The sequence below is a fragment of the Oceanisphaera sp. genome (genome assembly GCF_052084945.1).
Taxonomy (GTDB): Bacteria; Pseudomonadota; Gammaproteobacteria; order Enterobacterales; family Aeromonadaceae; genus Oceanimonas.
On sequence record NZ_JBQDEX010000031.1, the window covers coordinates 1 to 23,232 of the forward strand.

At 48.3% G+C, this 23,232-nt stretch carries 21 protein-coding genes and 1 pseudogene; 10 read left to right on the forward strand and 12 right to left on the reverse strand.

Translation table 11 applies throughout. The annotated features are described in order from the left end of the window. Positions 1-219 precede the first annotated feature (219 nt). The 4 genes from ACTHY5_RS04570 to ectA all read right to left on the reverse strand — a co-directional run bounded on the left by ACTHY5_RS04570 (position 220) and on the right by ectA (position 4,161). Positions 220-1,662 carry an aspartate kinase gene (locus ACTHY5_RS04570; RefSeq protein WP_441877013.1) on the reverse strand — a complete coding sequence of 481 codons (1,443 nt, stop codon included), beginning with the start codon at positions 1,660-1,662 and terminating at the stop codon, positions 220-222. Between the two features lie 140 nt (positions 1,663-1,802). Then, positions 1,803-2,198, reverse strand: coding sequence for an ectoine synthase (locus ACTHY5_RS04575; protein WP_441877016.1), 396 nt, complete (start codon positions 2,196-2,198; stop codon positions 1,803-1,805). Between the two features lie 106 nt (positions 2,199-2,304). After that, entirely contained in the window at positions 2,305-3,579 is a 1,275-nt protein-coding gene (ectB, locus tag ACTHY5_RS04580) for a diaminobutyrate--2-oxoglutarate transaminase (RefSeq protein WP_441877019.1), read from the reverse strand. A 66-nt stretch (positions 3,580-3,645) separates the two neighbouring features. Further along, the gene (gene ectA, locus ACTHY5_RS04585; RefSeq protein ID WP_441877022.1) at positions 3,646-4,161 is read right to left on the reverse strand and encodes a diaminobutyrate acetyltransferase; all 516 of its coding nucleotides are present in this window, start codon (positions 4,159-4,161) and stop codon (positions 3,646-3,648) included. Between the two features lie 300 nt (positions 4,162-4,461). Between ectA and ACTHY5_RS04590 the strand changes: the two genes are divergently transcribed. From ACTHY5_RS04590 to maoP, 3 genes are all read left to right on the forward strand, one after another. Continuing rightward, positions 4,462-4,671 (forward strand): cold-shock protein, encoded by a 210-nt coding sequence (locus ACTHY5_RS04590; RefSeq protein WP_441877024.1) that lies wholly within the window; start codon positions 4,462-4,464, stop codon positions 4,669-4,671. A gap of 118 nt (positions 4,672-4,789) precedes the next feature. Then, the gene (locus ACTHY5_RS04595) at positions 4,790-5,686 is read left to right on the forward strand and encodes a tetratricopeptide repeat protein (protein WP_441877027.1); all 897 of its coding nucleotides are present in this window, start codon (positions 4,790-4,792) and stop codon (positions 5,684-5,686) included. 119 nt (positions 5,687-5,805) lie between these two features. After that, entirely contained in the window at positions 5,806-6,141 is a 336-nt protein-coding gene (maoP, locus tag ACTHY5_RS04600) for a DUF413 domain-containing protein (protein ID WP_441877030.1), read from the forward strand. 126 nt (positions 6,142-6,267) lie between these two features. On the opposite strand, the gene ACTHY5_RS04605 is transcribed toward maoP, so the two are convergent. Both ACTHY5_RS04605 and ACTHY5_RS04610 read right to left on the reverse strand, forming a co-directional pair. Continuing rightward, positions 6,268-6,876, reverse strand: coding sequence for a response regulator transcription factor (locus ACTHY5_RS04605; protein ID WP_441877033.1), 609 nt, complete (start codon positions 6,874-6,876; stop codon positions 6,268-6,270). Further along, on the reverse strand, positions 6,873-8,570 hold the full coding sequence (locus ACTHY5_RS04610; protein ID WP_441877036.1) for a PhnD/SsuA/transferrin family substrate-binding protein: 1,698 nt from the start codon (positions 8,568-8,570) through the stop codon (positions 6,873-6,875). Before ACTHY5_RS04610 ends, ACTHY5_RS04605 begins: the two co-directional genes overlap by 4 nt. Before the next feature lie 126 nt (positions 8,571-8,696). On the opposite strand from ACTHY5_RS04610, the gene ttrB reads away from it, so the two are divergent. The 3 genes and pseudogenes from ttrB to ACTHY5_RS04625 all read left to right on the forward strand — a co-directional run bounded on the left by ttrB (position 8,697) and on the right by ACTHY5_RS04625 (position 13,549). After that, positions 8,697-9,425: a tetrathionate reductase subunit TtrB gene (ttrB, locus tag ACTHY5_RS04615; protein ID WP_441877039.1), complete on the forward strand. Its 729-nt coding sequence runs from the start codon at positions 8,697-8,699 to the stop codon at positions 9,423-9,425. A gap of 40 nt (positions 9,426-9,465) precedes the next feature. After that, positions 9,466-10,482, forward strand: a pseudogene (nrfD, locus tag ACTHY5_RS04620) (NrfD/PsrC family molybdoenzyme membrane anchor subunit); the annotation flags it as partial. Beyond that, positions 10,475-13,549 carry a molybdopterin dinucleotide binding domain-containing protein gene (locus tag ACTHY5_RS04625; protein WP_441877042.1) on the forward strand — a complete coding sequence of 1,025 codons (3,075 nt, stop codon included), beginning with the start codon at positions 10,475-10,477 and terminating at the stop codon, positions 13,547-13,549. The pseudogene nrfD and the gene ACTHY5_RS04625, both read left to right, overlap by 8 nt. Before the next feature lie 124 nt (positions 13,550-13,673). Here the strand turns inward: ACTHY5_RS04625 and ACTHY5_RS04630 are convergent, their stop codons facing one another. Further along, the gene (locus ACTHY5_RS04630; RefSeq protein ID WP_441877045.1) at positions 13,674-14,162 is read right to left on the reverse strand and encodes a prolyl-tRNA synthetase associated domain-containing protein; all 489 of its coding nucleotides are present in this window, start codon (positions 14,160-14,162) and stop codon (positions 13,674-13,676) included. A gap of 134 nt (positions 14,163-14,296) precedes the next feature. Between ACTHY5_RS04630 and ACTHY5_RS04635 the strand changes: the two genes are divergently transcribed. After that, positions 14,297-15,307 (forward strand): LLM class flavin-dependent oxidoreductase, encoded by a 1,011-nt coding sequence (locus tag ACTHY5_RS04635; RefSeq protein WP_441877048.1) that lies wholly within the window; start codon positions 14,297-14,299, stop codon positions 15,305-15,307. A 123-nt stretch (positions 15,308-15,430) separates the two neighbouring features. On the opposite strand, the gene ACTHY5_RS04640 is transcribed toward ACTHY5_RS04635, so the two are convergent. Further along, on the reverse strand, positions 15,431-15,739 hold the full coding sequence (locus tag ACTHY5_RS04640) for a putative quinol monooxygenase (RefSeq protein WP_441877051.1): 309 nt from the start codon (positions 15,737-15,739) through the stop codon (positions 15,431-15,433). A 95-nt stretch (positions 15,740-15,834) separates the two neighbouring features. Between ACTHY5_RS04640 and ACTHY5_RS04645 the strand changes: the two genes are divergently transcribed. Next, a complete protein-coding gene (locus ACTHY5_RS04645) occupies positions 15,835-16,242 on the forward strand; it encodes a VOC family protein (RefSeq protein ID WP_441877054.1) in 408 nt (135 codons plus the stop codon). A 94-nt stretch (positions 16,243-16,336) separates the two neighbouring features. Here the strand turns inward: ACTHY5_RS04645 and ACTHY5_RS04650 are convergent, their stop codons facing one another. From ACTHY5_RS04650 to ACTHY5_RS04665, 4 genes are all read right to left on the reverse strand, one after another. Further along, on the reverse strand, positions 16,337-18,610 hold the full coding sequence (locus ACTHY5_RS04650) for a tetrathionate reductase family octaheme c-type cytochrome (protein WP_441877057.1): 2,274 nt from the start codon (positions 18,608-18,610) through the stop codon (positions 16,337-16,339). Between the two features lie 159 nt (positions 18,611-18,769). Beyond that, positions 18,770-19,564 (reverse strand): vitamin B12 ABC transporter ATP-binding protein BtuD, encoded by a 795-nt coding sequence (locus ACTHY5_RS04655; RefSeq protein WP_441877060.1) that lies wholly within the window; start codon positions 19,562-19,564, stop codon positions 18,770-18,772. Beyond that, a complete protein-coding gene (btuC, locus tag ACTHY5_RS04660; RefSeq protein ID WP_441877063.1) occupies positions 19,551-20,558 on the reverse strand; it encodes a vitamin B12 ABC transporter permease BtuC in 1,008 nt (335 codons plus the stop codon). Before btuC ends, ACTHY5_RS04655 begins: the two co-directional genes overlap by 14 nt. A 42-nt stretch (positions 20,559-20,600) precedes the next feature. Then, positions 20,601-21,389: a TSUP family transporter gene (locus tag ACTHY5_RS04665; protein WP_441877072.1), complete on the reverse strand. Its 789-nt coding sequence runs from the start codon at positions 21,387-21,389 to the stop codon at positions 20,601-20,603. 226 nt (positions 21,390-21,615) lie between these two features. Here ACTHY5_RS04665 and msrA point away from each other — a divergent pair, with 226 nt between their 5' ends. Then, on the forward strand, positions 21,616-22,230 hold the full coding sequence (msrA, locus tag ACTHY5_RS04670) for a peptide-methionine (S)-S-oxide reductase MsrA (RefSeq protein ID WP_441877066.1): 615 nt from the start codon (positions 21,616-21,618) through the stop codon (positions 22,228-22,230). A gap of 4 nt (positions 22,231-22,234) precedes the next feature. Further along, positions 22,235-22,705: a peptide-methionine (R)-S-oxide reductase MsrB gene (gene msrB / locus ACTHY5_RS04675; protein WP_441877069.1), complete on the forward strand. Its 471-nt coding sequence runs from the start codon at positions 22,235-22,237 to the stop codon at positions 22,703-22,705. The last annotated feature ends 527 nt before the right edge of the window (positions 22,706-23,232 follow it).

Sequence of the window (23,232 nt, forward strand, 5' to 3'; positions counted from 1 at the left end):
GAGCCCCCATGGATGGGTTTACGGCGAGTCGAGCGGAGTAGCGCGCTCTGCCTGACTTCTACTCAAACATCAACAAAAAGATGTGATGAAGTGACAGACTGGAAACTGCAAGGTGAATATAAAAAATCCCCTGCTATTGGCTAGCAGGGGATAATGAAGACCGTTACGTGATCAAACGTTATGTTATAAAAACAGTCGGCTTATCTAAGGTTAATGAAGTTAGGCAACCGACATAGCCACGGTTTCGGCATCGGTTTGTACCAGCTCATTGTGCAATGAAACAACAGCTTGCTCATAATACTGATCGTCAACAATAAACTGCATTTCTACTGCTCGCAGCGACTGATGTACCGCACGTACCGGCACGTTAGCTTTGTTCAATGCCGCCACTGAGCGAGCTAACAAGCCCGGAATGCTCATATCACTACCAACCGCAGACACCACAGACACTTTGTGAGCATTAATTTCAGCCTGCTCAAAACGACGCTGTAACGCACCCACTAAGGTACGCACCGTTTTACGGTTACCTGAAATATAATACGTTAGGGTGTTGGCGTTCATGTCTTTTGATACTAAGTTTAAGCGCATACCGTCTAATTCATCAGTAAAACACTCAGCATAGTGTGACACTCGGCCCACCATATCTTGGTCAAATAGCTCTACAGCAAAAATATTACGACGCCCCGCTACCATCTCTACACACGGAGACGGACTCCGGTAATCAGTGGTGATGAGTGTCCCTTCGTGATCCGGCTCAAAGGTGTTACGAACACGCAATGGAATATCTTGCTGGCGCAAGCCTTTAGCTGCCTGTGGGTGAATGGCTTCCATTCCTAAGTTTGATAGCTGATCAGTCACATCATAATTAGTACGGCCAATCGGCACTACCTTGTCTTTACCCACAAGACGAGGATCGGCACTGCTTAAGTGAAACTCTTTATGAATAATGGCTTCGCGTGCACCACTGAGTACCGCCAAACGGCTGAAGGTCATCTCACTGTAGCCACGGTCAAATCGGCTCATTAGACCTTCTTGACAATGTGCGTAGCCTGTTACAACGGGTAATTGAGTCGATAAGTCAATGTGGGCTAATGCTTGTTCTAATACATCATCTAATGGCAATGCATCGTCGGTGCGCCAGCCTGTTAAGTCCATCAGTACCGCATTGACACCACTTTGGCGTAAATATAACACCATATTATGCGCACTGTGGGCTTCCCCCATGGCCGCTAATAGCTCACGAATAGTTTGCAGTTGTTCAGCTAACTGAAACTGACCAAAGGCACACACTTGGCGCAAATGATGCAAGCAATCACGAATGCCAGCAATGCGGTCTTGTAAGAAAGAGTCTGCTAATGCTCGCTCGGGGGTCTTGCCAAACATATCTTCGTTAATTTGTGCCATGTAATTGCACACATTATCTAGGGTTTGTTCCCAAGCACTGTCATCTTCTGAGTCTGCATAAGTGGCATAAACACCCGGCGCACCAGTGCGCTTACATTCTAATAGGCCGTCGGTGACACCGCCGAAAGCCGACACCACTAAAATACGTTGATAATATTGTTCTGGAGTGCGGTTATGTAACACTACATGATCGCGTACCGCCTCATATTCGCTCATTGAGGTTCCGCCAATCTTCTCTACTGTATGTGTATGTGGCACTTTTATTCCCTTTATGTTTGTAAAACAGTTAATTACTGCAGTCGCACATTTTCATTGGGCCTGGGACATTAAAAAATAGCGCCCTGCCCAGTGAAAATGATCGTAATCGGGGGCATCATGCCCCCGTAACAGTATTCTTTTTATTCAGTGTCGGCTGCATATACGCCGTCAGCATCATGTACTTCTTTACCGCTCAATGGCGGGTTGAATACACAAGCCAGCTTCATATCTTCACTACCACCACGTAGCAGGTGATCGTCGTGTTTATCTAAAATATACAGAGTGCCAGGTTCAATCGGGTAGATTTTGCCGTCAGACAAATCTTCAATCTCACCGTTACCGCTCATGCAGTACACAGACTCAAGGTGGTTCTTATAATGAATGTGTGTTTCACCCTTGGCATAAATAGTAGTGATGTGAAATGAGAAGCCCATTTTGTCGTCTTTCAACAACATACGAGTACTTTCCCAGGTGCCGGTTTCAGATTTTACACAACGGTCTGTTTTTTCACATTCTGCAAGCGTACGTACTATCATGACATTTCCTTTATTTAATACTTATTTTGAGCTCAATTAAGACAAGCTCAACGAATTCTGTTAGCAAAAGGGGTAATTTGCATTACCCCTTTAGTGGCCTACAACATTAAGAAGCTTTACGTATGCGCTCTTCTTCTGTTTCTGCAACCGCCTCTTCTAACCAGTCTAAACCTTGAGTTAGTTCAGCTTCAGTAATGATCAGTGGGCATAAACATTTCACCACTTCACATTCTGGACCTGCAGTTTCGATGACCAAACCACGCTCAAAACACTTACCGGTAATAATGTCTGCCACATCACCACTATGGCAAGATAGACCTTGCATCATACCGCGACCTTTTACCTTGTTGAACAGCTTAGGGAAGCGGTCAACCATGGCTTGCATGCGCTGAGTTAACAACTCACCTTTGGCACGAACACCTGCGGCTAATTCATCATCTTGCCAGTATGTTTCTAACGCTTTACGCGCGGTAACAAAGGCGTGGTTATTACCACGGAAGGTACCGTTATGCTCGCCTGGGCTCCACTTATCTAGCTCTGGGCGCAATAGCACTAATGCAAAAGGCAAGCCCATACCACTTAATGATTTAGACAGGGTAATAATGTCTGGCTTAATGCCCGCAGGTTCAAAACTAAAGAAAGTACCAGTACGACCACAACCGGCTTGAATATCATCAGCAATCATTAAAATATCGTGGGCACGACAAATTTTCTCTAAACGCTGTAGCCACTCAAATGATGAGGCGTTTAAACCGCCCTCGCCCTGTACAATTTCAAACAGCACAGCAGCTGGTTTATCTAAACCACTGGATTTATCGTTAAGCATGGTTTCAAACAGCAATAAGCTGTCTTCACCAGAGCCTGGGTAACCGTCGTAAGGTAAACGGCTAATATCGGCCATTGAGGTACCGGCACCGCCTCTGTGGTGTTGATTACCCGTTGCCGCCAAGGCACCTAAGGTCACGCCGTGGAAACCGTTAGTAAAGGTAACAATGTTATTACGGCCTGTGACTTTACGCGCCAGCTTCATCGCCGCTTCTACCGCGTTTGTACCAGTAGGGCCAGTAAACTGGGCAATATGATCCATGCCACGAGGCTTAAGAATAATTTGCTGTAGCGCGGTTAAAAAACCGGCTTTAGCGCTGGTGTGCATATCTAAGCCATGAGCAATACCGTCGGCTTGAATATACTCAATTAATGCCTCTTTAAGTACGGGGTTGTTGTGACCGTAATTCAGAGTACCGGCACCGGCTAAAAAGTCTAAGTAACGATTACCAGCGTCATCATGCAGCCATACACCCTGTGCCTTATTAAAGGTCACGGGAAAAGAACGAGCATAGGTTTGTACAGTGGATTCCATTACATCAAATATATTACTCATTTTGACTCCTTCAAGTCTTGAGTGTAAATCTAAAAAAAAAGTATGCGGTATATCGGCTAGAGGGGATTAGCCGAGCGTAATGCGAAATAATATTTCACTATTACTGTCACCATTAAAATGGCGCTGCTGGTCAAACAGTATGTGGCGCTCACCTTTACCTGTGGCTTGCCTGCGGTTGAGGCTTTCAAATAACCCCCATGAAGCCGCGTTGTCTGCGGTAATGGTGGTTTCGAGATGTGTTACACCAACACATGCTTCAGAATCCAACAAGGTATCAATTAAAGTGCGAGCCAAACCTTCACCACGTGCGCGTTTATCTATGGCTACTTGCCAGACAAACAAGGTGTTTGGCTCAGCAGGTTTGCGGTAGCCAGAGATAAACCCCAGTAATGAACCGTCTTCTTCATTTTCTGCCACTACACATGTATCAGCAAAGTGCGAACACTGTAGTAAATTACAATAGGTAGAGTTGGTATCTAGGGGCTTACAACGATCAATCAAGCGGTTTATTTCGTAACCGTCAGTTGATTTTGGATGACGCAACAACAGCTGCAAGTCAATGGTCGTGTCAGTGTCAATCATTTATAGTCCTAACCTTTTTTAGTTAGTGGGCTAAGTAATATTCCTTTATTAACCTACCAACATGAGCATTAATTGCAAGCCTATATGTGATTATTTAGTTAGAGTTGCATACAATTTCTTGTTCGGATGTGATGCGCTTTAACCCAGCGTAACGATAAAAAATCGCTACTTAGGGTGACGTATTCCTGCTTTTTTTTGTGCTGTAAAAAAGCGCGCAAAAGCCCATGCTACGTGAGCTGCTATACTAACGAGGTGGCGACGTTTTATCGCCACCTCGTCACATTGCAACGGATACATATTATGAGTACGCGAGAAGCAGGAACCGTGAAATGGTTTAATGAAGAAAAAGGTTTTGGATTTATTACTCGAACCTCTGGTCCAGATTTATTTGTGCATTTTTCGGCAATACAAGGAGAAGGCTTCAAAACACTGCAAGAAGGCCAAGCAGTAACCTTTATTGTTGGCCAAGGCCAAAAAGGCCCTCAAGCTGAGGCGGTGGAGTTGGTTTAAACACTCAAGCTTATGCTAGGCGGCACAGTGGGTCGCCTAGCAATATTTGTACAGTTAGCTACATCACGTTATTCTCAGCATGCTTGTTTATCTTATTTACTCTATTGCTAGGTACCTCATGCTGAAAATATTGTTCTCGTTTTGTTTTCTAATACTTTCTTTATCTACTTATGCTCAAACGTCCCCTGAACCTGAGGCAGCATCGGTACAGGCCCCAGCCGAAAGTCGCATTCCACTAACCCCCTTTATGGAGCGCTATATACTGGATGAATTAAAAGCCTTACGCATAGATATGGCTAAGTATCAAATTAAGGTGACTGAAGAAATAGCCGAAAAAGAATTAGAAGTGGCTGACAAAGCGATCAGTTACGCTAACGTGACCGTTACTTATTTTTTCTACTTACTTGCTGGGGCTGCGTCTGTTTTGGCCATTGTAGGCTGGCAGTCACTACGCGAACTTAAAAAGACGGCGCGCGAGTATGCCGAAACGGAAATGCGTAAAATTACCAGCTCTTATGAACATAAACTAAAACAAATTGAACGTGAACTACAGCGTAAAACCAAGGTAATTGCCGAGAACTACCGCGAAATAGAGCGCTTTCAAGAAATTCATGGTTTATGGTTACGAGCAAGTCAAGAACAAAGCCCACAGGCTAAAATTGATATTTATGATCAAATTTTAGATATCAAGCCGGGGGATTTAGATGCCATGACCCACAAAGCTGACGCCGCCCTTATGATGAACGAGCGCCAATGGGCACTCAGCCTCTGTAACCGAGTACTGCAAGTAGACCAACAAAACGCTCATGCGCTCTATCAGCGCGCCTGTGCTCATGCCGGCGTAGGCCACGAAGAACAAGCTTTATCGGATTTAGAGTTGGCCGTAGAAAACAATGTGCACTTGCGCGATGTAGCAGCAGAAGACGAAGAATTTGAGCCATTGCGCCAGCACCCACGCTTTATTGAGTTGACCAGTGACGGTACTGATCAAGGGTCAGATGAGACTAATAGCTAAGCTATCAATAGTCATACAATATCATTAAGCGAGACGTGAAAAAAATTGATTTTGCATACTGATACGCAGTGCCATATTTTGCGCCAATAGAAAGACACTATTTTACAGTGAGAGCCAATATGAACTTTGAGTCAGCTAAACTATTTCAAGATTTTGCCCACTTCCCGCGCGGTCTGCGTCGCTGTGGTGAATTTACCGTAACCGAAGCCCAGCTACTCGAACAAGCAGGGCATGCCATGTTGGCGCTCTATACCCAACAACGCGCGCCAGGTTGTGATGCCGAGCAACGGTTTATTGAGCAAGTACAACAAGGAGTAGCTGTAGGCAGCACGCATGCCAAGGTGTGGTTGAAATACCTAAAGGTGATAGGCCCTAAACGGGTACATAGATTATGTACCCCTGTCGCATCGTTAAGTCATAGCGAAGACTATGAGCCAATGGACAGTGCCGATTGATTCACTCGCTACGCGACTCACCGTAATATTAGGCCGTTACTCTGTACACAGCGTAACGGCCTTTTTCTTGCGGTGGTGACAAATGACAGCGGGTTCATAAGGTTCATAAGGTTCATAACGTCATTATTATACCTGTAACCCATACGTTAGCTGTTGCCACTGGTTTAATAGCTCAGCCATGTTGGTTACTTCAAGCTTATTCATAGCAGAGGCTCGATGTACTTCTACCGTGCGCACCGCGACACATAACTGATGAGCAATCATTTTATTTGTTAGGCCTTCAGCAACCAATTTAACCACTTCACGCTCACGAGCTGATAATAAGGCAAAGTTCGCTTGTATGTTGGCATAATCAGTGAGTAGCGCTACTCGTTCACAGGCTTGTGCTAGGGCACTCGTTAAGCGCTTCACATCAACCGGCTTTTCTAAAAAGTCTACCGCCCCTTGCTTCATGGCTTGCACTGCTTGAGGCACATCACCATGGCCGGTCAGTAAGATCACTGCAATATTAGAGTGACGAGCCAACAGCGCTTGCTGCACTGCCAAACCATCTTGTTTGGGCATGGCTAAGTCGAGTAATAATATAGCCGGAATTTGCTCATTCACCTCAGCTAAAAATTGCTCAGGATCTTGCCAAGTCTGACTCTTATAACCCAGAGCCTGTAATAAAAACTGATTTGCCGCTAATACTTGGCTGTCATCATCTAAGATGTAAACCGGTATACTGTGCTTCACTCGCTCTCCTTAATGACTAGCCGTGCTTGCGTGCCCTGCTCGGTATTACTCAAACTTAACTGCCCCTGCAAGCGCAAGGCCAACCTATGACTCACTAATAACCCTATGCCCATACCATGATAATGACTGGCGGGTAAATTGTGCTGCAAGGTCGTAATAATACTGTCGTCTATGCCACCGGCATTATCTTCTATGAGTAATTGCCAACCCGTGACTTGCTCTGCGCTATATTGACTTAAGGTCAGCGTGATCCAGCCTTTATGGGTGGGTGTGGCTTGCAAGCGGCGCTCATGGGCATCTAGCGCATTACTTAATATATTATTTAATATCTGCTCTATGGCGGGGCGTATTGATAATAAGGTGCCAGACGTAAGCTCTAGAGTGACGTGCACCGTTAAAGCTTCAATGCGCGGTCGCATGCGCGCTATAACCTCTTGGCATAACTCGGCCAGTTCAACAGCATCGGCACTGGGTAAGGGCTGGGTCGCCCATTGGCGAAAACGGCGAATAATGGCCGCCCCTCGCTCGGTTTCTGCCACTATGTGGCTAAATGCCGCCTGATGTTTAATCGGGTCTTGCATTAACTCCCCAGCCTGAGCATAAGCTTGAATAGCGGATAAGGGCTGGTTGAGCTCATGAGCTAAGCCGGTGGCCATTTCTCCCATAAGCGTGCGTTGTCGCGCCTGGGCCAGCGCTTGCTCTTTTTGTTGTACCTGATGATATAAGCGCTCACACTCCTTAGTACGCCTATGTAGCAATACCGCCACCCGAGAGTGGTATAACAGGTGCCCGAGCAATAAGGTAATAAAACCGGCCAACCATGGCCAGTGCTGTTCAAGAAACTGCTGTAATAACGCCCAGTGCGCTAACGGCTTAGGCTCAGGCCCTAATTGCCAGTCACTTAATAACTGGGCAACTTCATCTAGTCGTACACTGGCCCCCCACTGCGCCCGTGCCTCTACCTCTAGGCTCAATAAAGCTTGCGTCATCTCTCGCAATAACGACTCTTCTATATTACCGACACTGGCAAAGCTCCAACCCGGATATAACGGGGTAGAGCGCACACAGGGGGCACTAGACTGCACCATTAACGCCCTAAAGTTCTCTTGCTTAAGCAATCCCTCATCGACCATGTCTTCTAATAAACAGCTGGGCAAAATAGCCGCCTCCACTGCGCCATCACGCAGTGCATAAGCCAAATTATCCAGTGGGTATCCTTGAAAGGTCATCTTCAGTTCACTGAGCCGTATCTGGCGACGACGCAACTGCTCGGCCACTAATAAAAACCCGCCAAAGGCTTGTTCGTGCACGGCCCCTACTGTTACACCGCCTAATTGTTCAAGCTCAGTTATGGTGCTATTAGCTCGCACCCATAAGGTGCCGGCCACACTGGCGCGCGCCTGACCGTAGTGAGAGTCTAAATACGAAGCCAACCAATTAAGAGCTTGACCATGGCTCAACATAAAATGCACCGGATTGGTCACCACAAAATCCAGTTGTTGTTGCTTAAGTGCGTCATCTAGTTGCGATTGCGTGAGATGGCGGCCAACAAACTCATGTTCACTAAAACGCGCATTTAATAAGGCTAAGGTAGGCGCCCAGTGAGCTTGAGAGTGCGTTTCACCACGCACCGCCAAAAAACCTACCTGATACTGCTGGCTAATAACGGGAAAGCTCAACAATAAAAGCGGCATAACGGCCACTAAAGAGTATAAAAACCTGTTCCAGATCAAGTCAAAGTGCCTTATGTGGTAAACCACAATAGAGCGGGTGGGTAAAGGATCGAGACAATAGCATTCATTACTCATAAGGAGTTATTTATGGACGTCAGTAAACGACAATTTCTTAGAAATTTGACCGGGCTCACCGCTGGCGCCAGCCTGATCCCGGTAACCGAGCTGCAAGCGGCTCCTGTGACTGCTGATGGGGACAGTCATAAACGCTATGGCATGATCATTGATTTACGAAAATGCATTGGCTGCCAAGCCTGTACCGTGAGTTGCAGCATGGAAAACTTACCGCCCATTGGCCAATTTCGTACCACAGTGCAGCAATATGAAGTAACGGTGGAACATCAAGACCAAGTCAGTCATGTGATGTTGCCCAGACTGTGCAACCACTGCGCTAATCCACCTTGTGTGCCAGTGTGCCCCACTCAAGCCACCTACCAAAGGGCCGATGGCATTGTGGTGGTTGATAATGAACAGTGCGTGGGGTGTGCCTATTGCGTACAAGCCTGTCCTTATGATGCGCGCTTTATCAACCACGAAACCCAAACCGCTGATAAGTGTACCTTTTGCGTGCACCGCTTAGAAGTGGGGTTATTACCCGCCTGCGTGGAGTCTTGTGTGGGTGGGGCGCGGGTGATTGGCGATATGAAAGACCCAAACAGCCACATTAGCCAGCTCTTAAAAGAACATAACCAAGACATTAAGGTGTTAAAGCCCGAACAAGGCACAGCACCGCAAGTGTATTACATCGGTCTAGGTGAAGAGTTTGTGGATCGTATTGACGGTCAGCCCGGACTTTGGTTTCCACAACACGCTTAGGAGGCCTTATGCCTGTTATTGAACTGCTAACCCTTGGCTACCGTGGGCGGTGCAATACTTCTTTTTAATTGGCTTAGCGGCCACCGCCGCCCTGTTACTGCCGTTTGCCTTGCGTGACGGCTCAAGCTTAGCCCCTTGGCGCTGGCGCTTGGCCTTTATTATGGGCATTAGTGCCGTCACAGGACCGGTGGCGTTATTGGCCGACTTACACCAGCCGCTACGCTTTTGGCACTTTTATACCCAGCTCACCCCCAGCTCTTGGATGTGGATTGGCGCTTTAATCTTGCCGGTCTTTGTCACCCTCACTTTAGTGGTGTCATTGAGCATGTTAGTGCCTTTACTTAAGCCCAAACATCCTTGGTTGGCATGGTGGTGTGCACTCCCCCTGTGGCCCAAAGGAAAAATACTGCACCTACTGGCCTGGCTCACCGCCCTGTCGGCGTTGGGTATTTTGCTGTACACCGGCATGGAAGTCATGGTGGTGCGCTCACGGGCATTATGGGATACCTATTGGTTACCGGTTAACTTTTTACTGACCGCCCTGCTCGCCTTATTTGGCCTGTTATTACTGCTGGATATTTTGTTTCCTCGCGACGATAACAAAGTATTGCCACTGCGTCGTGGCATGCTGTTCACCCTAGCCGCACTCACTAGTGCCATGGTGCTGTGGGCTGGGTTAGGCATGATATTTAGCTCACCCTCTTGGTTAGAGGCGTATCGCATTTTTAGCAACTTTGAATTTTGGCGAGATCTTCTATTAGTGTCACTAATGGGCGGTGTCTTGTTGTGGTTATTGTGCTTTGCTCGGCGCAACAACCCGCGTAGCCACTTTGACTTTATCCCCGCGCTGCTGGCACTACTGTGCTCGTGGGGCTTTAGATGGGTGGTGTTAATGAACGTACAAACCGTGCCTAAATACGGTGCTGGTTTGTATCACCTAAGCCCCGACTTAGTCGGCTCGGCTGGCATTATTGTGGCCGGCACCCTTGGCTTATGGTTAGCCATGGCCGGTGTAGTGTGGGCCTTATTGGATAATATGGGAGTCCGTCATGGATAAAAAACGTCGCGCCTTATTACAAGCAGGCATGATTGCCGGCGGCACCGGTGCCTTTGCACTCGGCTATGCCGACCCCGTGAATAAAGCAGTAAAAGGCTTACTCAATGGTACCAGTGGCGTGCCCACCAACGACCGTATTGCCGGTAACGCCCTGCAGCCTGAGTTTATGGTGACCCCAGATAACGAGTTAGTGATGGGCGAGAATCAAGTTGTCAGCCCAGTACAGTGCTTTGGTTGCTGGACCCAGTGTGGGCTGCGCGCACGAGTAGACACCCAAGCGAATAAAATTATCCGTATTGCCGGCAACCCTTATCACCCTTTATCTAACACCCATGCGCCAGCACAAGAAACCCCGGTGCGCGAGGTGTTTACCCAGCTGGCCGGTGAGTCGGGCATTAATAACCGCTCCACCGCTTGTGCTCGCGGGGCCGCACTTGGCGAGCAACTGCAAAGCCCTTATCGCCTCACCCAAATTATGAACCGTGCTGGTAAGCGCGGTGAAGGCAAATGGCAAACCATTAGTTTTGAGCAACTCATTAAAGAAGTGGTTGAAGGGGGTGATTTATTTGGTGAAGGCCATGTTGAGGGCCTAGCCGCGATCCGTGATATTGACACCCCAGTGGATGCCAATAACCCTGAGTATGGCCCTAAGGCCAACCAGTTACTGGTTACCAACGCCGGTGACGAAGGCCGTGATAGCTTCTTAAAACGCTTTACCTTTAATAGCTATGGCACCCGTAACTTTGGCCACCACGGCGGTTATTGCGGCTTTGGCTACCGAGCCGGAGCGGGAGCGGTATTTAACCCGGATTTAAAAAAGTTTGCCCATGGTAAGCCCGATTGGGATAACGCCCGTTTTGTGCTCTGTATTGGTACTTCTCCAGCTCAAGCCGGTAACCCCTTTAAACGCCAAGGCCGCCAACTGGCTGAGGCTCGAAGCGACGGCAAGCTCGATTATGTGGTGGTGGCCCCCACCTTGCCCAACAGTATTAGCCGCTTAAATGAAAATCGGGGTCACTGGGTACCCATTAAACCGGCGACCGATGACGCCTTAGCCATGGCACTGATCCGTTGGTTAATCGAAAACGAGGGCATTAACCTCGACTATTTAGCCCAACCCGGCCCCGCCGCCCAAGCTAGAGCCAAGCAGCCCAGCCACGCCAATGCTACCCATTTAGTGATACAAGCGCCCCACCCTGAAGCGGGTCGTTTTTTAACTGCCGCCGATCTGAATATGGGCGACACTGATACTCACTTGGTGGTGGATGCCAGCAATGGCGAGCTAATGGCGCATACTCAAGCGCGCCCTGCCAAATTATGGGTGATGCGCACCGTCAACATTAATGGCGTGCCCACTGAAGTAAAATCGTCACTGCAATGCTTAAAAGAATCCGCACAACGCCACACCCTCGCCCAATATAGCGAACGCTGTGGCGTATCAGAGTCCATTATTGCAGGCCTTGGCCAAGAGCTAAAACGCCATGGCACTAAAGCCTCTGTTGATGCCCATGGCGGCATGATGAGCGGCAATGCCTTTTATACCGCCTTTGCTGTGATCACCCTAAATACCCTATTAGGTAACATTAACGCCAAAGGCGGCTTGGCTCCCGGAGCCGGTGGAGTGGCGGGTGTTGAAGGGGGGCCACGTTATGATTTAATGAACTTTGACGGCAAAATTGGTCCCAAAGGCCTGTTTTTATCACGCAACCGCTTTGCCTATGAAAACAGCAGTGAGTATCAACGCAAAGTTGCAGCCGGCGAGTCGCCTTATCCTTCGCGCGCCCCTTGGTACACTTTTTCATCTCCCTTGCTCACCGAGCATTTAGCGGCAGCCTTTGGCGGGTATCCCTATCGCCTTAAAGCTTGGATCAGCCACATGACCAACCCACTGTATGGCATTGGTGGCGCACAGGCCTTTTTAGGTGAAAAATTAAAAGATCCGGCACAACTACCGCTGTTTATCGCCATTGATGGCTTTATTAATGAGACCACGGCGTTAGCCGATTATATTGTGCCAGATACGCTCACCTACGAAAGCTGGGGCTTTACCAAACCTTGGAGTGGCGTACCACAAAAAACCACTACGGCGCGCTGGCCCGTGGTGACACCGGCTACGCCTAGACTTGAAAATGGCGACTATGTGGGCTTAGAGTCCTTTATTATTGCCGTGGCCAAAAAAATGAACTTACCCGGCTACGGTGATAATGTCATTAGCGATCATAAAGGCAATAAACATGGCCTGCATACCTCGTCAGATTTTTATCTGCGAGCTGCCGCTAACTTAGCCTTTGCGAATAACGATCCTGTACCCGATGCCAGCGCCGATGATTTAATGCTAACCAATGCCGCACGCATGATGCCGCTGATCAAGGACACCTTAGCCACAGACGAACAACGCAAGGTCGGTTTTGTACTAAGCCGGGGCGGACGCTTTGCACCTTTTGCCAGTGGCTGGGAAGATGAGCTGATGAACAGCCGTATTAACACCACCTTGTGTATTTGGAACGAAACCGTGGGCAGTATTACCCATTCCATGACCGGAGAAAAACTCTTAGGTTGCGCGGCAGAATATGGTCCTCGCTTTGCCGATGGCAGCCCAATGCGCGCGCATTATTCTGAGCAAGACTGGCCACTGCTGGTCACCTCATATAAATCTCATATTATGAGTTCATCCAGTATTGGGGCCGAGCGACTGCGCATGATCCACCCTGAAAACCCGATCAGCATCAACCGCAAAGACGCCGAGCGCGCCGGCATTAAACACGGCCAAGGGGTACGTTTAACCACCCCAGGTGGCCAAATTGAAGGCATTGCCTTGGTGCGCGATGGCATTGTAGAAGGCGCCATTGCAATAGAGCACGGCTATGGCCACACCGAGCTTGGGGCTCGCGCCCATGAGCTAGATGGCAAACCCATGGCCGCTAACCCACGCTTGGGGGCGGGGGTTAACCAAAACTTATTAGGATTGATGGATCCCACCCGCAAAGACGTGGCCAACGTGTGGCTAGACTGGACTAGCGGTGCCGCCGTGCGCCAAGGGTTACCGGCCAAAATAGAAGCGATGTAATATCAGCGCCGAGCACCCAGCATCAAGTGCCTAGTCTTAACTAAGATTAAAGAAGAGCAGAAAACAATAGTGAAACACCGAGCTTATGCTCGGTGTTTTTATTCTGGGAACCTTAGAGCTGCTTTTAGCGCTCTGGTACATCAATCCATTGCGGGGTGTGGCCGGTGTGCTCGGCAAAACAGGCAAGATCGGCTTTACTCAGTAACACAGTGGCGGTGTTGCGCAGTGGATGACAATGAAAGTCATCGCCCTCACTTAAGTCATTATCAAGCCACAGTTCCACATCGTGCTGGTTTGCGTCATTAATTAACGCCAATACCGACACATGGCCAGGCGCCACCCCCAAATAACGCTCAAGACGCTCAGCGGAAGCAAAACCAATACGTGACCAGCCTAACTGCTTGGATAGTGCTTTTAAATCCACTTGTTTATCGGGGCGCGTTAATAATAAGGCATGACGACGGCCATAGTTATCTCGTAAAAATAAATTTTTTAATCGCGTGCCGGGGCGCTCTAACAACAAGCGATCCGCCTCATCGCAGGTAAATAAGGGCGGATGTTCAATTAAGGGGGGCGTTATCTGCCAGCTCGTTAACTTTTCTAGTATATCCATTATTTTTATCTCTTTAACTTTATCTACCTAATATTAGAAATACACTACATTAGGTAAGCATCACTAGCCAGATGCAGTCAAATATGATGTTATCCTTATATTGATCATCACAAAATGCGTAAATGAGAGGCTTAATGTCAGCAACGACGTCTTTACTCGCTCAAGTTACTTTATCCATGTTGGATTTGGTGTCTACTCGCAGCGGGCACACACAACTTGATGCCATGAACGAGTCAGTCGCGCTAGCCCAACATGTGGAGCAGTTGGGCTTTGAGCGTTTTTGGCTTGCTGAGCATCATAACATTGAGGGTATCAACAGTTCGGCAACATCGGTGCTTATTGGTCACATTAGCGGACACACTCAGCGCATTCGTGTCGGCTCCGGCGGCATTATGTTGCCCAACCACCCACCATTAGTGGTGGCTGAACAATTTGGCACTTTGGCGACTCTGTACCCCAATCGTATAGATTTAGGCTTAGGCCGTGCTCCCGGTACTGACCAAGCGACCATGCGTGCTCTGCATCGTCGCCCACAAGATGCCGAACACTTCCCCGAACAGGTACAAGAGTTACAGCAATTATTGGGGCCTAATCAGCACGGTCAGCAGCTCAGAGCGATTCCGGGCACCGACACCCATGTGCCAATTTGGTTACTAGGTTCTAGTTTATTTAGTGCGCAACTAGCAGCCAAAATGGGCCTGCCTTATGCTTTCGCCTCACACTTTGCGCCGCGTATGTTAGTGGAGGCTGTACAGCTCTATAAAGATAATTTTTGCCCATCTTCCGCTCTGGCCAAGCCTTACGTGATGATCACAGTACCGGTTGTGGTGGCAGAGTCAGAGCAAGAAGCCAAACGGCTCGCCACCACAGGACAACAAAAAATATTATCCTTGTTTAGAGGACACTCTCTCACATTAAAGCCGCCTCTTGATAGCATGGATGGCCATTGGCTGCCTCACGAACAACAAGGCGTCGAACAATTTTTAGCGGCTTCTGCCATTGGCTCACCAGCTCAGGTATCGACAAAGCTTAACGCCCTACTTGCCCAAACCGGTGCTGACGAGATCATGGTAACATCAGATATCTACGAGCCTAGCGCCCGCCACCACAGCCTTAGCCTGCTGGCTGAATTGGCTAAAAACTAACCCTTAGGGTCGCCGTCAGTTAAAGATAAACACCGCCCTTTTCCATCTTACTGGGCTCGTTTCGGTATCTGCATTCGCTATACCTGTACCTTAAACCATACTGCTGCGCAAAAAGCTGACGGCTTAAAGCGTACGGCTGGGATTTATAGCTAATACATCGGCTTTAATGACAGATTGCTCAGCAATTAAATCGGTCACCACAGCGCGGCTGGCTTTATAATGCGGTGTCAGCTTGTGATCGGCTAGGGCCGCTTCGTCTTGGTAAATTTCATATAGCCAAAATAGCTCAGGATCGGTGCGGTCTTGTAGCACATCAAACGTATGGCAACCGGGCTCATCGCGCACTGAAGCTTCGGCATTCGGTAGCATGGCGGCGAGAAACTCTTCTGTTTTACCGGGTTTTAGCTTGGTTTTGACAATAATCGAATACATTGTAAACTCCATCTGATAATGAAAACGTTGTAAATAGTACACAACTCTTAACACTATAGACAAGTCACACAACAGACAAGCCAAGGAGCTTTGCCATGGAAAGACCTAGCCCATTTAATGGTATGCGTCATATCGCCTTCAAAATGCCTAATCTCGAAGAGTGTGAGCAGTTTTATACCGAGATTTTAGGTATGCAGCTGTTGCGCCGTGCTCACGCCGACTTGGTCTACCTCACCTGTGGCAACGACAATATTTCATTAGGCCGCGCTGATGTAGCTGCCAGTGGCGTGCAAACGCTGGATCACTTTGGTTTTATTGTCGACACCAAAGAGCAGCTAGAAGAATGGTTTTTATTTCTTAAAAGTAAAGGCGTGACTATGCTAGATACCCCACACGATCACGGTGACGGCGCGCGCAGCTTTCATATTACCGATCCGGCCGGTAACGTTATCCAGCCGATTTATCACCCCGACATTTCGGGTCAGGTATTTACTAATCCCTAACCTGTGCGGTTAAAAGCAGTCATAAAAATAAAAACACCGAGCTAAGCCTCGGTGTTTTTTTATTGCGCCGCGGGTTCGCCATTCAAACATCTGCTTAATCCGCCTTTGGTTGTTCCTTGTGCGTCGCGGTGTGATCTTCCTCTCTAGTTTCGCGCACTTCAACACCAGTGATCATCGGCTTAATAGAGCTCCACACACTGCTGCCCATCGTTAGCATGTACAGATGAGCAATTAAAAACACCAGCATCATAAACGCGGTAGCGGTATGAGTGAGCGCAATATATTCCAAAGGTATGTTGGCATAGCCTAATTGATGGCGCTGGCCATAGAATAAATATAATAATCCTGAGCCCCAGATAAGTGGCGATATCATCAGCTTTAGCCACAAATACGCCAACCGTTGTAATGGGTTATGTTTAGCTTGGCTGGTCGGGCGAAAGGGGTGCTTTGCGCCGGTAAAAGTACCCACCAGATAATAATGAATGACAGCCCCTAGCTGGTGGGTCGTCGGCAAGTATTGTCGCCACTGGCCAGTAGTAAAGTGCCAGAAGATAGCCAGCACCCATAAGGCTATTAGCGCATAGGCCGCCATATTATGTAACGGTACGGCCTTAGAAAATCCCAGTACATGATAAGTACCATGCACATCAAAACCACTAAACAACAGGACGATAATTAATAGCGCTTGAGACCAGTGCCAAAAGCGTTCAAACCGTGTGAACATCACCGTCGGCTTGGTGGGTGTGTGTGTTATCTTTGATTTCATATTAGGTGCCATATTATTTCTCCCGCTTGCTACGCGCCACATTCCATGCAAAGCACTGCCTAACAACACCAATATCACTGCCGCCCAACCTAGGGTGTCTAGCACAGCGTGGTGATCTCGACCCGGCAGATAAAAGCCACTTACGGCAGCTAACCGTCCGTCTCTGGCATGGCATTGCCCACACTGCAAGGCGTCTGTGGCGGGTGCCACCATATGGGCAAGAGGCCAATACATTTGCGTTTCAATAAAGTCAAAGTGCCCACTATAAGGTTGTTCGGCGGCATCGGTGCCCGCTTTTAATGCTTTCGCCCAATCGTAATTTGACCACAGAGCCGAGTCGTCATCTGGGCTATAAACATGAGTGACCAATAGTGTTTTATATTTAGTGTCGTAAGGCTGCTTACCACGCATGATCTTAAACGGCCAAATACGCGCCTTAGGATCAAGGTAACTGCCGGCAATACTATTGACTTGAATAGGTGGGTTATCTACATCAAGTTTTTCGTCTTCTAGGGTGTAGCGTACCTCACCATCAAACCAGCGATATTCAGGCTCTACATTTAAGCCATGTTTAAAGTCGCCTTTGATACTTAAATAATCGGGATTGCCATTTTCATCAAGCACTGCAAAGGGTTTGCCTTGTTCGTCGAGCTGGCCAGCTGTTGACCAATCCCACCACGTTTTTGTTGCGATTCCTCCGCGAGCAAATTCAGGAATATGACACGTTTGGCATGCCACACGGTTTACGTGATCATTCAACTTCGAGGTGTTGGGGTGCGGCGCAAGCCCATGACACGACTCACAGGATGCACGAGTGTGATCAGTGTGGCCTGGTGTATCTATGCCTAACGTATCACGGGCATTGGTGGAATAGCGGCTGCCCGTCACATTGTGCGCACTGGTGGTATGGCATTCAGAGCATGTAAAATTAGCCCCATCGGGCGACATGTGTACGTCTAGGCTGCGTGAAGGGTTAATCAGCGATGAGTCCAGATCACCATGTTTAACTCCATCGGCTCCCCCACCACTAAAATGACAGGCACCACAGTTTTCTCGCTGCGTTTCCCCAACATGCTGGGCAATGTGGCTTAAATTAGGCGGCTGCTTCCAAATGCCACTCCCTGCTGGCTGTTCAATGGCTTGGTAAATCGGATGCCCTGCCGCTGTAGGCAGTTTCCAGTACTCACCCGTGGTGTCATGACACACTAAACAATCAACGCGATTTTCTGCCTTCGGCGGTGCCTGCTGCATGTCATCCCAGCCAAAACCAATATGACAGCTTGTACAGCGCGGCTCATTAGACTTCACCGAACCACAGAAGCTGTTCACCACATGGCGTTTACCGAGTGTTTGGTCCGTTTCTGGGTGTTGATACTCCCAGTTCCAATGCAGGGTGTCTTGTAATTGCTTTGCCGACTCAGTATGACAACTTAAGCAAGCGGTCGTCACTTCTGGGCCACTACCAAAAGGGGCCTTTAATACGTCAAATTGCGAGTGATCTGCGGTCGATGACTTGGTGTCGATGGCGAGAGCGTTCGTACTCAGTAGAGCCACGGCAACCATTAGCCCCAACCAAAGTCGCTTACTCACTGATAACATCATACTTCCCTCCTTGGCGCTATGCCTCGGCTTAAAGGCCTTGGTATAAATAACATCTTACATAATAAAAAACTTATATAAAGTATTGCTTATATAAAGGCGATAACAGCTAAGGTGCTAATCTAGCGTGAAACGCCAAGAGCGACAGAAGGAGATAACAGTTTAATTTTGTAGGGTGGGACTTTTTTGTGGCTCGGCTTCGTCTATCGGCAGCATAATGCGCAGGCCATCTTGCTCTAACAAGCGCACTTCAACCTCAAATACTTCAGCAATTAACGCAGGTGTAATAGCACTCGCAGGGCCAGATGCCGCCAAGCGCCCTTGATGCAAGCACCATACTTTATCGGCGTATTGGCACGCCAGATTAATATCGTGGATAGATGCCACTACCGCTAATCCAAGATCGGCATAACGGCGTAATAAGCGCAAAGTGGCTAATTGGTGTTGCCAGTCTAACCCTGCTAAGGGCTCATCGAGTAATAGGAGTTTGGCATCGGGATTAATCGCAGGATCTACCTGTAACAAGGTGCTCGCAATCAACAACCTTTGCTGCTCTCCCCCCGATAAGGTATTAAGTTGGCGATGATAGAGCTTTTCTAAGCCTAGCGGCTTCGCTAACCTAGCCATTGCTAAACAGACCTCTTCGCTAACACCGCCTATTGGCTCAGCTCCCAAGGCCAGTAATTCGTAGCCACGCAGCCCATGGGGTAGCACCGCCTGTTGCGCCAACATGGCGCGGTGGCGCGCCAATTCATGCAAACTAAAACGAGACAAGGCTTGCCCTGCTAATTGTGCCTCGCCCCCCTCGTCGCTCGAGCTTAGCCCTGCAGCCCCCGCCAATAAGCTAGACTTGCCGCTGCCATTGGGCCCAATCAGTAATGTTATACAGCCCGACACAAACTCTCCGTGAATAGGCCCCACACGATCAGCTTGTACAAATCCATTAAGCGCCAGCATAACGACGCACCAATAACCAAATAAACACCGGCGCTCCTAAGGTTGCCGTCACTGCCCCTATCGGCATTTCGCCCACACTAAGTAATGTACGCGCCGCCACATCGGCAAGCGTTAATACCAGACCACCAGCCAGTACCGAGGCGGGGAGTAAAAATCGTTGTTTGCCGCCCACCAGCAAGCGTAACAAATGCGGCACCACGAGCCCGACAAAACCAATGGGACCGGCCATGGCCACACTAAAGGCGGTCAGCAAGCACACCGCCAACACCAAGCGCGGCTGCAACTTGTGCACATTCAGCCCTAATAATTGAGCCTGACTGTCACCTAGAGCCAAAATATCTAATGCTCGACCTTGGCGCATTAGCCACACTAAGGTGACTATGGCCGGCAACCACCAAACAAATGATAGCGGCTGACCATGCCCTAGGCTGCCCATCATCCAAAATAAAAAACTGCGCAATGAGGCATCATCGGCCATATACAATAACCACGTAAGTACCGCATTAGCCAAAATACCCACTGCCACCCCAAATAACAGCAAGGCGCCAGAGCCTAGCCGCCGTCGTGATAAAGACAACAACAATAAAGTGATCACCAAAGCGCCCACAAAAGCAGCCAGCGATAAGCTCCAATAAGGCAGCGTTATGCCTAATGACACCGAGAGCGATAATGTTAAGACCGCTGCTAAACTGGCCCCACTGGAAATGCCTATTAAGCCGGGCTCAGCCAAGGGGTTATGCAGCAACACTTGTAACACGGCACCACACAAGGCCAAGCTTGCTCCCACCAAAACCGCCAACAAAGTACGTGGCAGTCTTAATTGCCAAAATACCTGCTCTTCTAACGCCGACACCGGTTGCCATAATGCTTCGATACCTACCCCCACTGCACCCAGCTGCAAGCTTAATAACATGCTTGCCAGCAAGGCTATACCTAGCCCGGCTAGCCAATAATGGTACTTACGTTGTTGTTGCAAAAAGAGGGTGATTAGCATCTTATTTTTTATGCCTTAAATTATTATGCTGAAGATGAGTATTTAAGCTGTAAACCTCAGCCAACTAAACCAGCTTGGGTATTGCTGCCATAATAAATGCAGAGACATCACAATAGATACAGTCACTAACATCGGCTTGATAATGCGTGTCCCCTTAGTGACCACCATTTTAGAGCCGAGTCGCGCCCCCACAAACTGCCCTAACGCCATCGATAAACCGGCTACCCACACCACTTGCCCGCCTAAGATAAAAAATAACAAGGAGGCAATATTAGATGTAAAGTTGAGCAGCTTGGTGTGCGCTGTAGCTTTAGCCATACTGAAACCGGCCAGCGCAATAAATGACAATGCAAAAAATGACCCCGTACCGGGTCCAAAAAAACCATCATAAAAGCCCACCCCAGTGCCAATCAATAAGGCAAACGGGATCATGCTTAAGCGATGCTGCCTATCTTGATCACCCACCCGCGGTGAAAATAAAAAATACAAAGCAAACGCGGCGAGTAAAAAAGGCAGTACTTTTTGCAGTAATGATGCATCAATTAACTGCACCAATACCGTCCCCAACATGCTCCCGATAAAAGTACAGGCTACAGCCCACTTCATGGTGCGCCAATCGAGGAGCCCGCGGCGCAAATAATAAAACGTCGCTGAGAATGAACCAAAACTACTTTGTAGTTTATTAGTGGCCAACGCCATAGTCGGCGGCATGCCAGTGGCTAACAAGGCGGGCACGGTAATTAACCCACCACCACCGGCAATAGCATCAATAAAACCAGCCAATAACGCAGCCACAGCCAACAAGCTTAAGGTGAGCAGTCCTAATTCCAGTTCCATGAATATTCCGCGTGTCGCATAAATGCGCATAGCCTAGCAGGATGGCCGGATCAGCTACAGAAAATAGTGATCTTTATAGTAGTAACCGTCCTTTTCGACCAACTAAAGTGACCACTATCACATAAAAAGCGCGTATTTTGCGAGCCATTAATGCTCAACAACGTTTTGCCTTATGGCAAGCTATGTTAACGTAGTATTATCATTATGCAGGAGAAATGTAATGCCAGATCAAGTACTGAGCCTATTACCCCATGACTTTCCCGATGCCCAAGACGATGCATTTTTACAGCAAGGCATTCGTCACTTAGTGCTGGCAGGTGGCTGCTTTTGGTGCACCGAAGCTGTGTATCGCCAACTTAATGGCGTACTTAATGTGGTAGCCGGTTATGCTGGTGATAGCAAAGATACCGCCAATTACGATGCCGTGTGCAGTGGCAATACTCAGCATGCAGAAGCTATTTGCATTGAATATGACAGCGCCATCATTGGCCCCGGCACTTTGCTTAAAGTATTTTTTGGTATTGCACACGATCCCACCCAGCTTAACCGCCAGGGTCACGACCAAGGTCGCCAATATCGCTCTGCCGTGTTTTATCAAAACGAGGCAGAACAGCAATTAGTGAGTGATTATATACAATTACTAGAGCAAAACGGCGTAGTCAGGCAGCCCATAGTGACCAGCCTAGAGCCATTAACTGCATTTTATCCCGCAGAGCAGATCCATCAAAATTACGCCGCTGCCAACCCAAATCAACCCTATATAGCCGCCGTTGCCCAGCCCAAAGTGGCCAAGGTACAGCATTTCTTTAAACATCAGTTAAAAAAGGATTTGTAGCCTTATGTCGCACTCTCCAACGCCTTATGATTTAAGCCCGCCGAGCAAAGAGCTGTTAGATGCCATCACCGCCACATTAAGCGAAGAAGAACGACATGTATTGCTTAGCCAAGGCACAGAAGCGCCATTTTGTGGGGGCCTATTAGATAACAAACAAGCAGGCAGTTATATCTGCAAGCTCTGTGCGCTGCCGCTGTTCTCCTCTGCTTGTAAGTTTGAATCTGGCACCGGCTGGCCGAGCTTTTTTGCGCCCTATCACACCGATCATATTGTTGAGTTGTCTGATGTCACTCATGGCATGCGCCGCGTAGAAATTCGCTGCTCACGTTGCGACGCGCACATGGGTCATGTATTCCCTGATGGACCAGCGCCCACTGGGCTGCGCTATTGCCTTAACTCTGCCTCATTAGATTTTTGTGCCAGTGGTGACGAAAAACCCGATCCATTACGCCGCGGTGAGCGCGAATGTTTGTAATCCCAAGCTGGCAAGCTAACTGAGCCAGCCCTTGACAACCAGAGACACGAAAACCATAGAAAATAGCCATCAGATTTGAACGTACTTTTTATAGTAAGAACGGGCCTGATGGCTATATTTTTGCCATCACGCGGCGGCTATCAGGCTTTGCGCTATCCCCTTCAAACATGAACAACTCCACCAACAGGCTACAACCTAACTTTAAATAAGCTGCTATTTTTACTGAGGTTTGTATTACCTCGCGTGCTCCTTTCCTGCCTCCCTTAGCAGATTGTGGACAATTACTGTCGGTCATAACCAGTCGCCCTCTTAAGATAAAAAGCCATTAAACACTTAACTATCAAACACTTAAAATAAAACACGGTTGTTTATTGTTTTACGTAAATACTCTATTGTGCTTTCTTTACTACTTAGGGTTTGTATAGTGAATGTAAGTTAAACAGCCTAAGAGAGACGGTATTATGTTGAAAAAGTGCATAATCAGCTTTACTTTATTCCCCCTATTATTAGCCACTCCAGTGATGGCA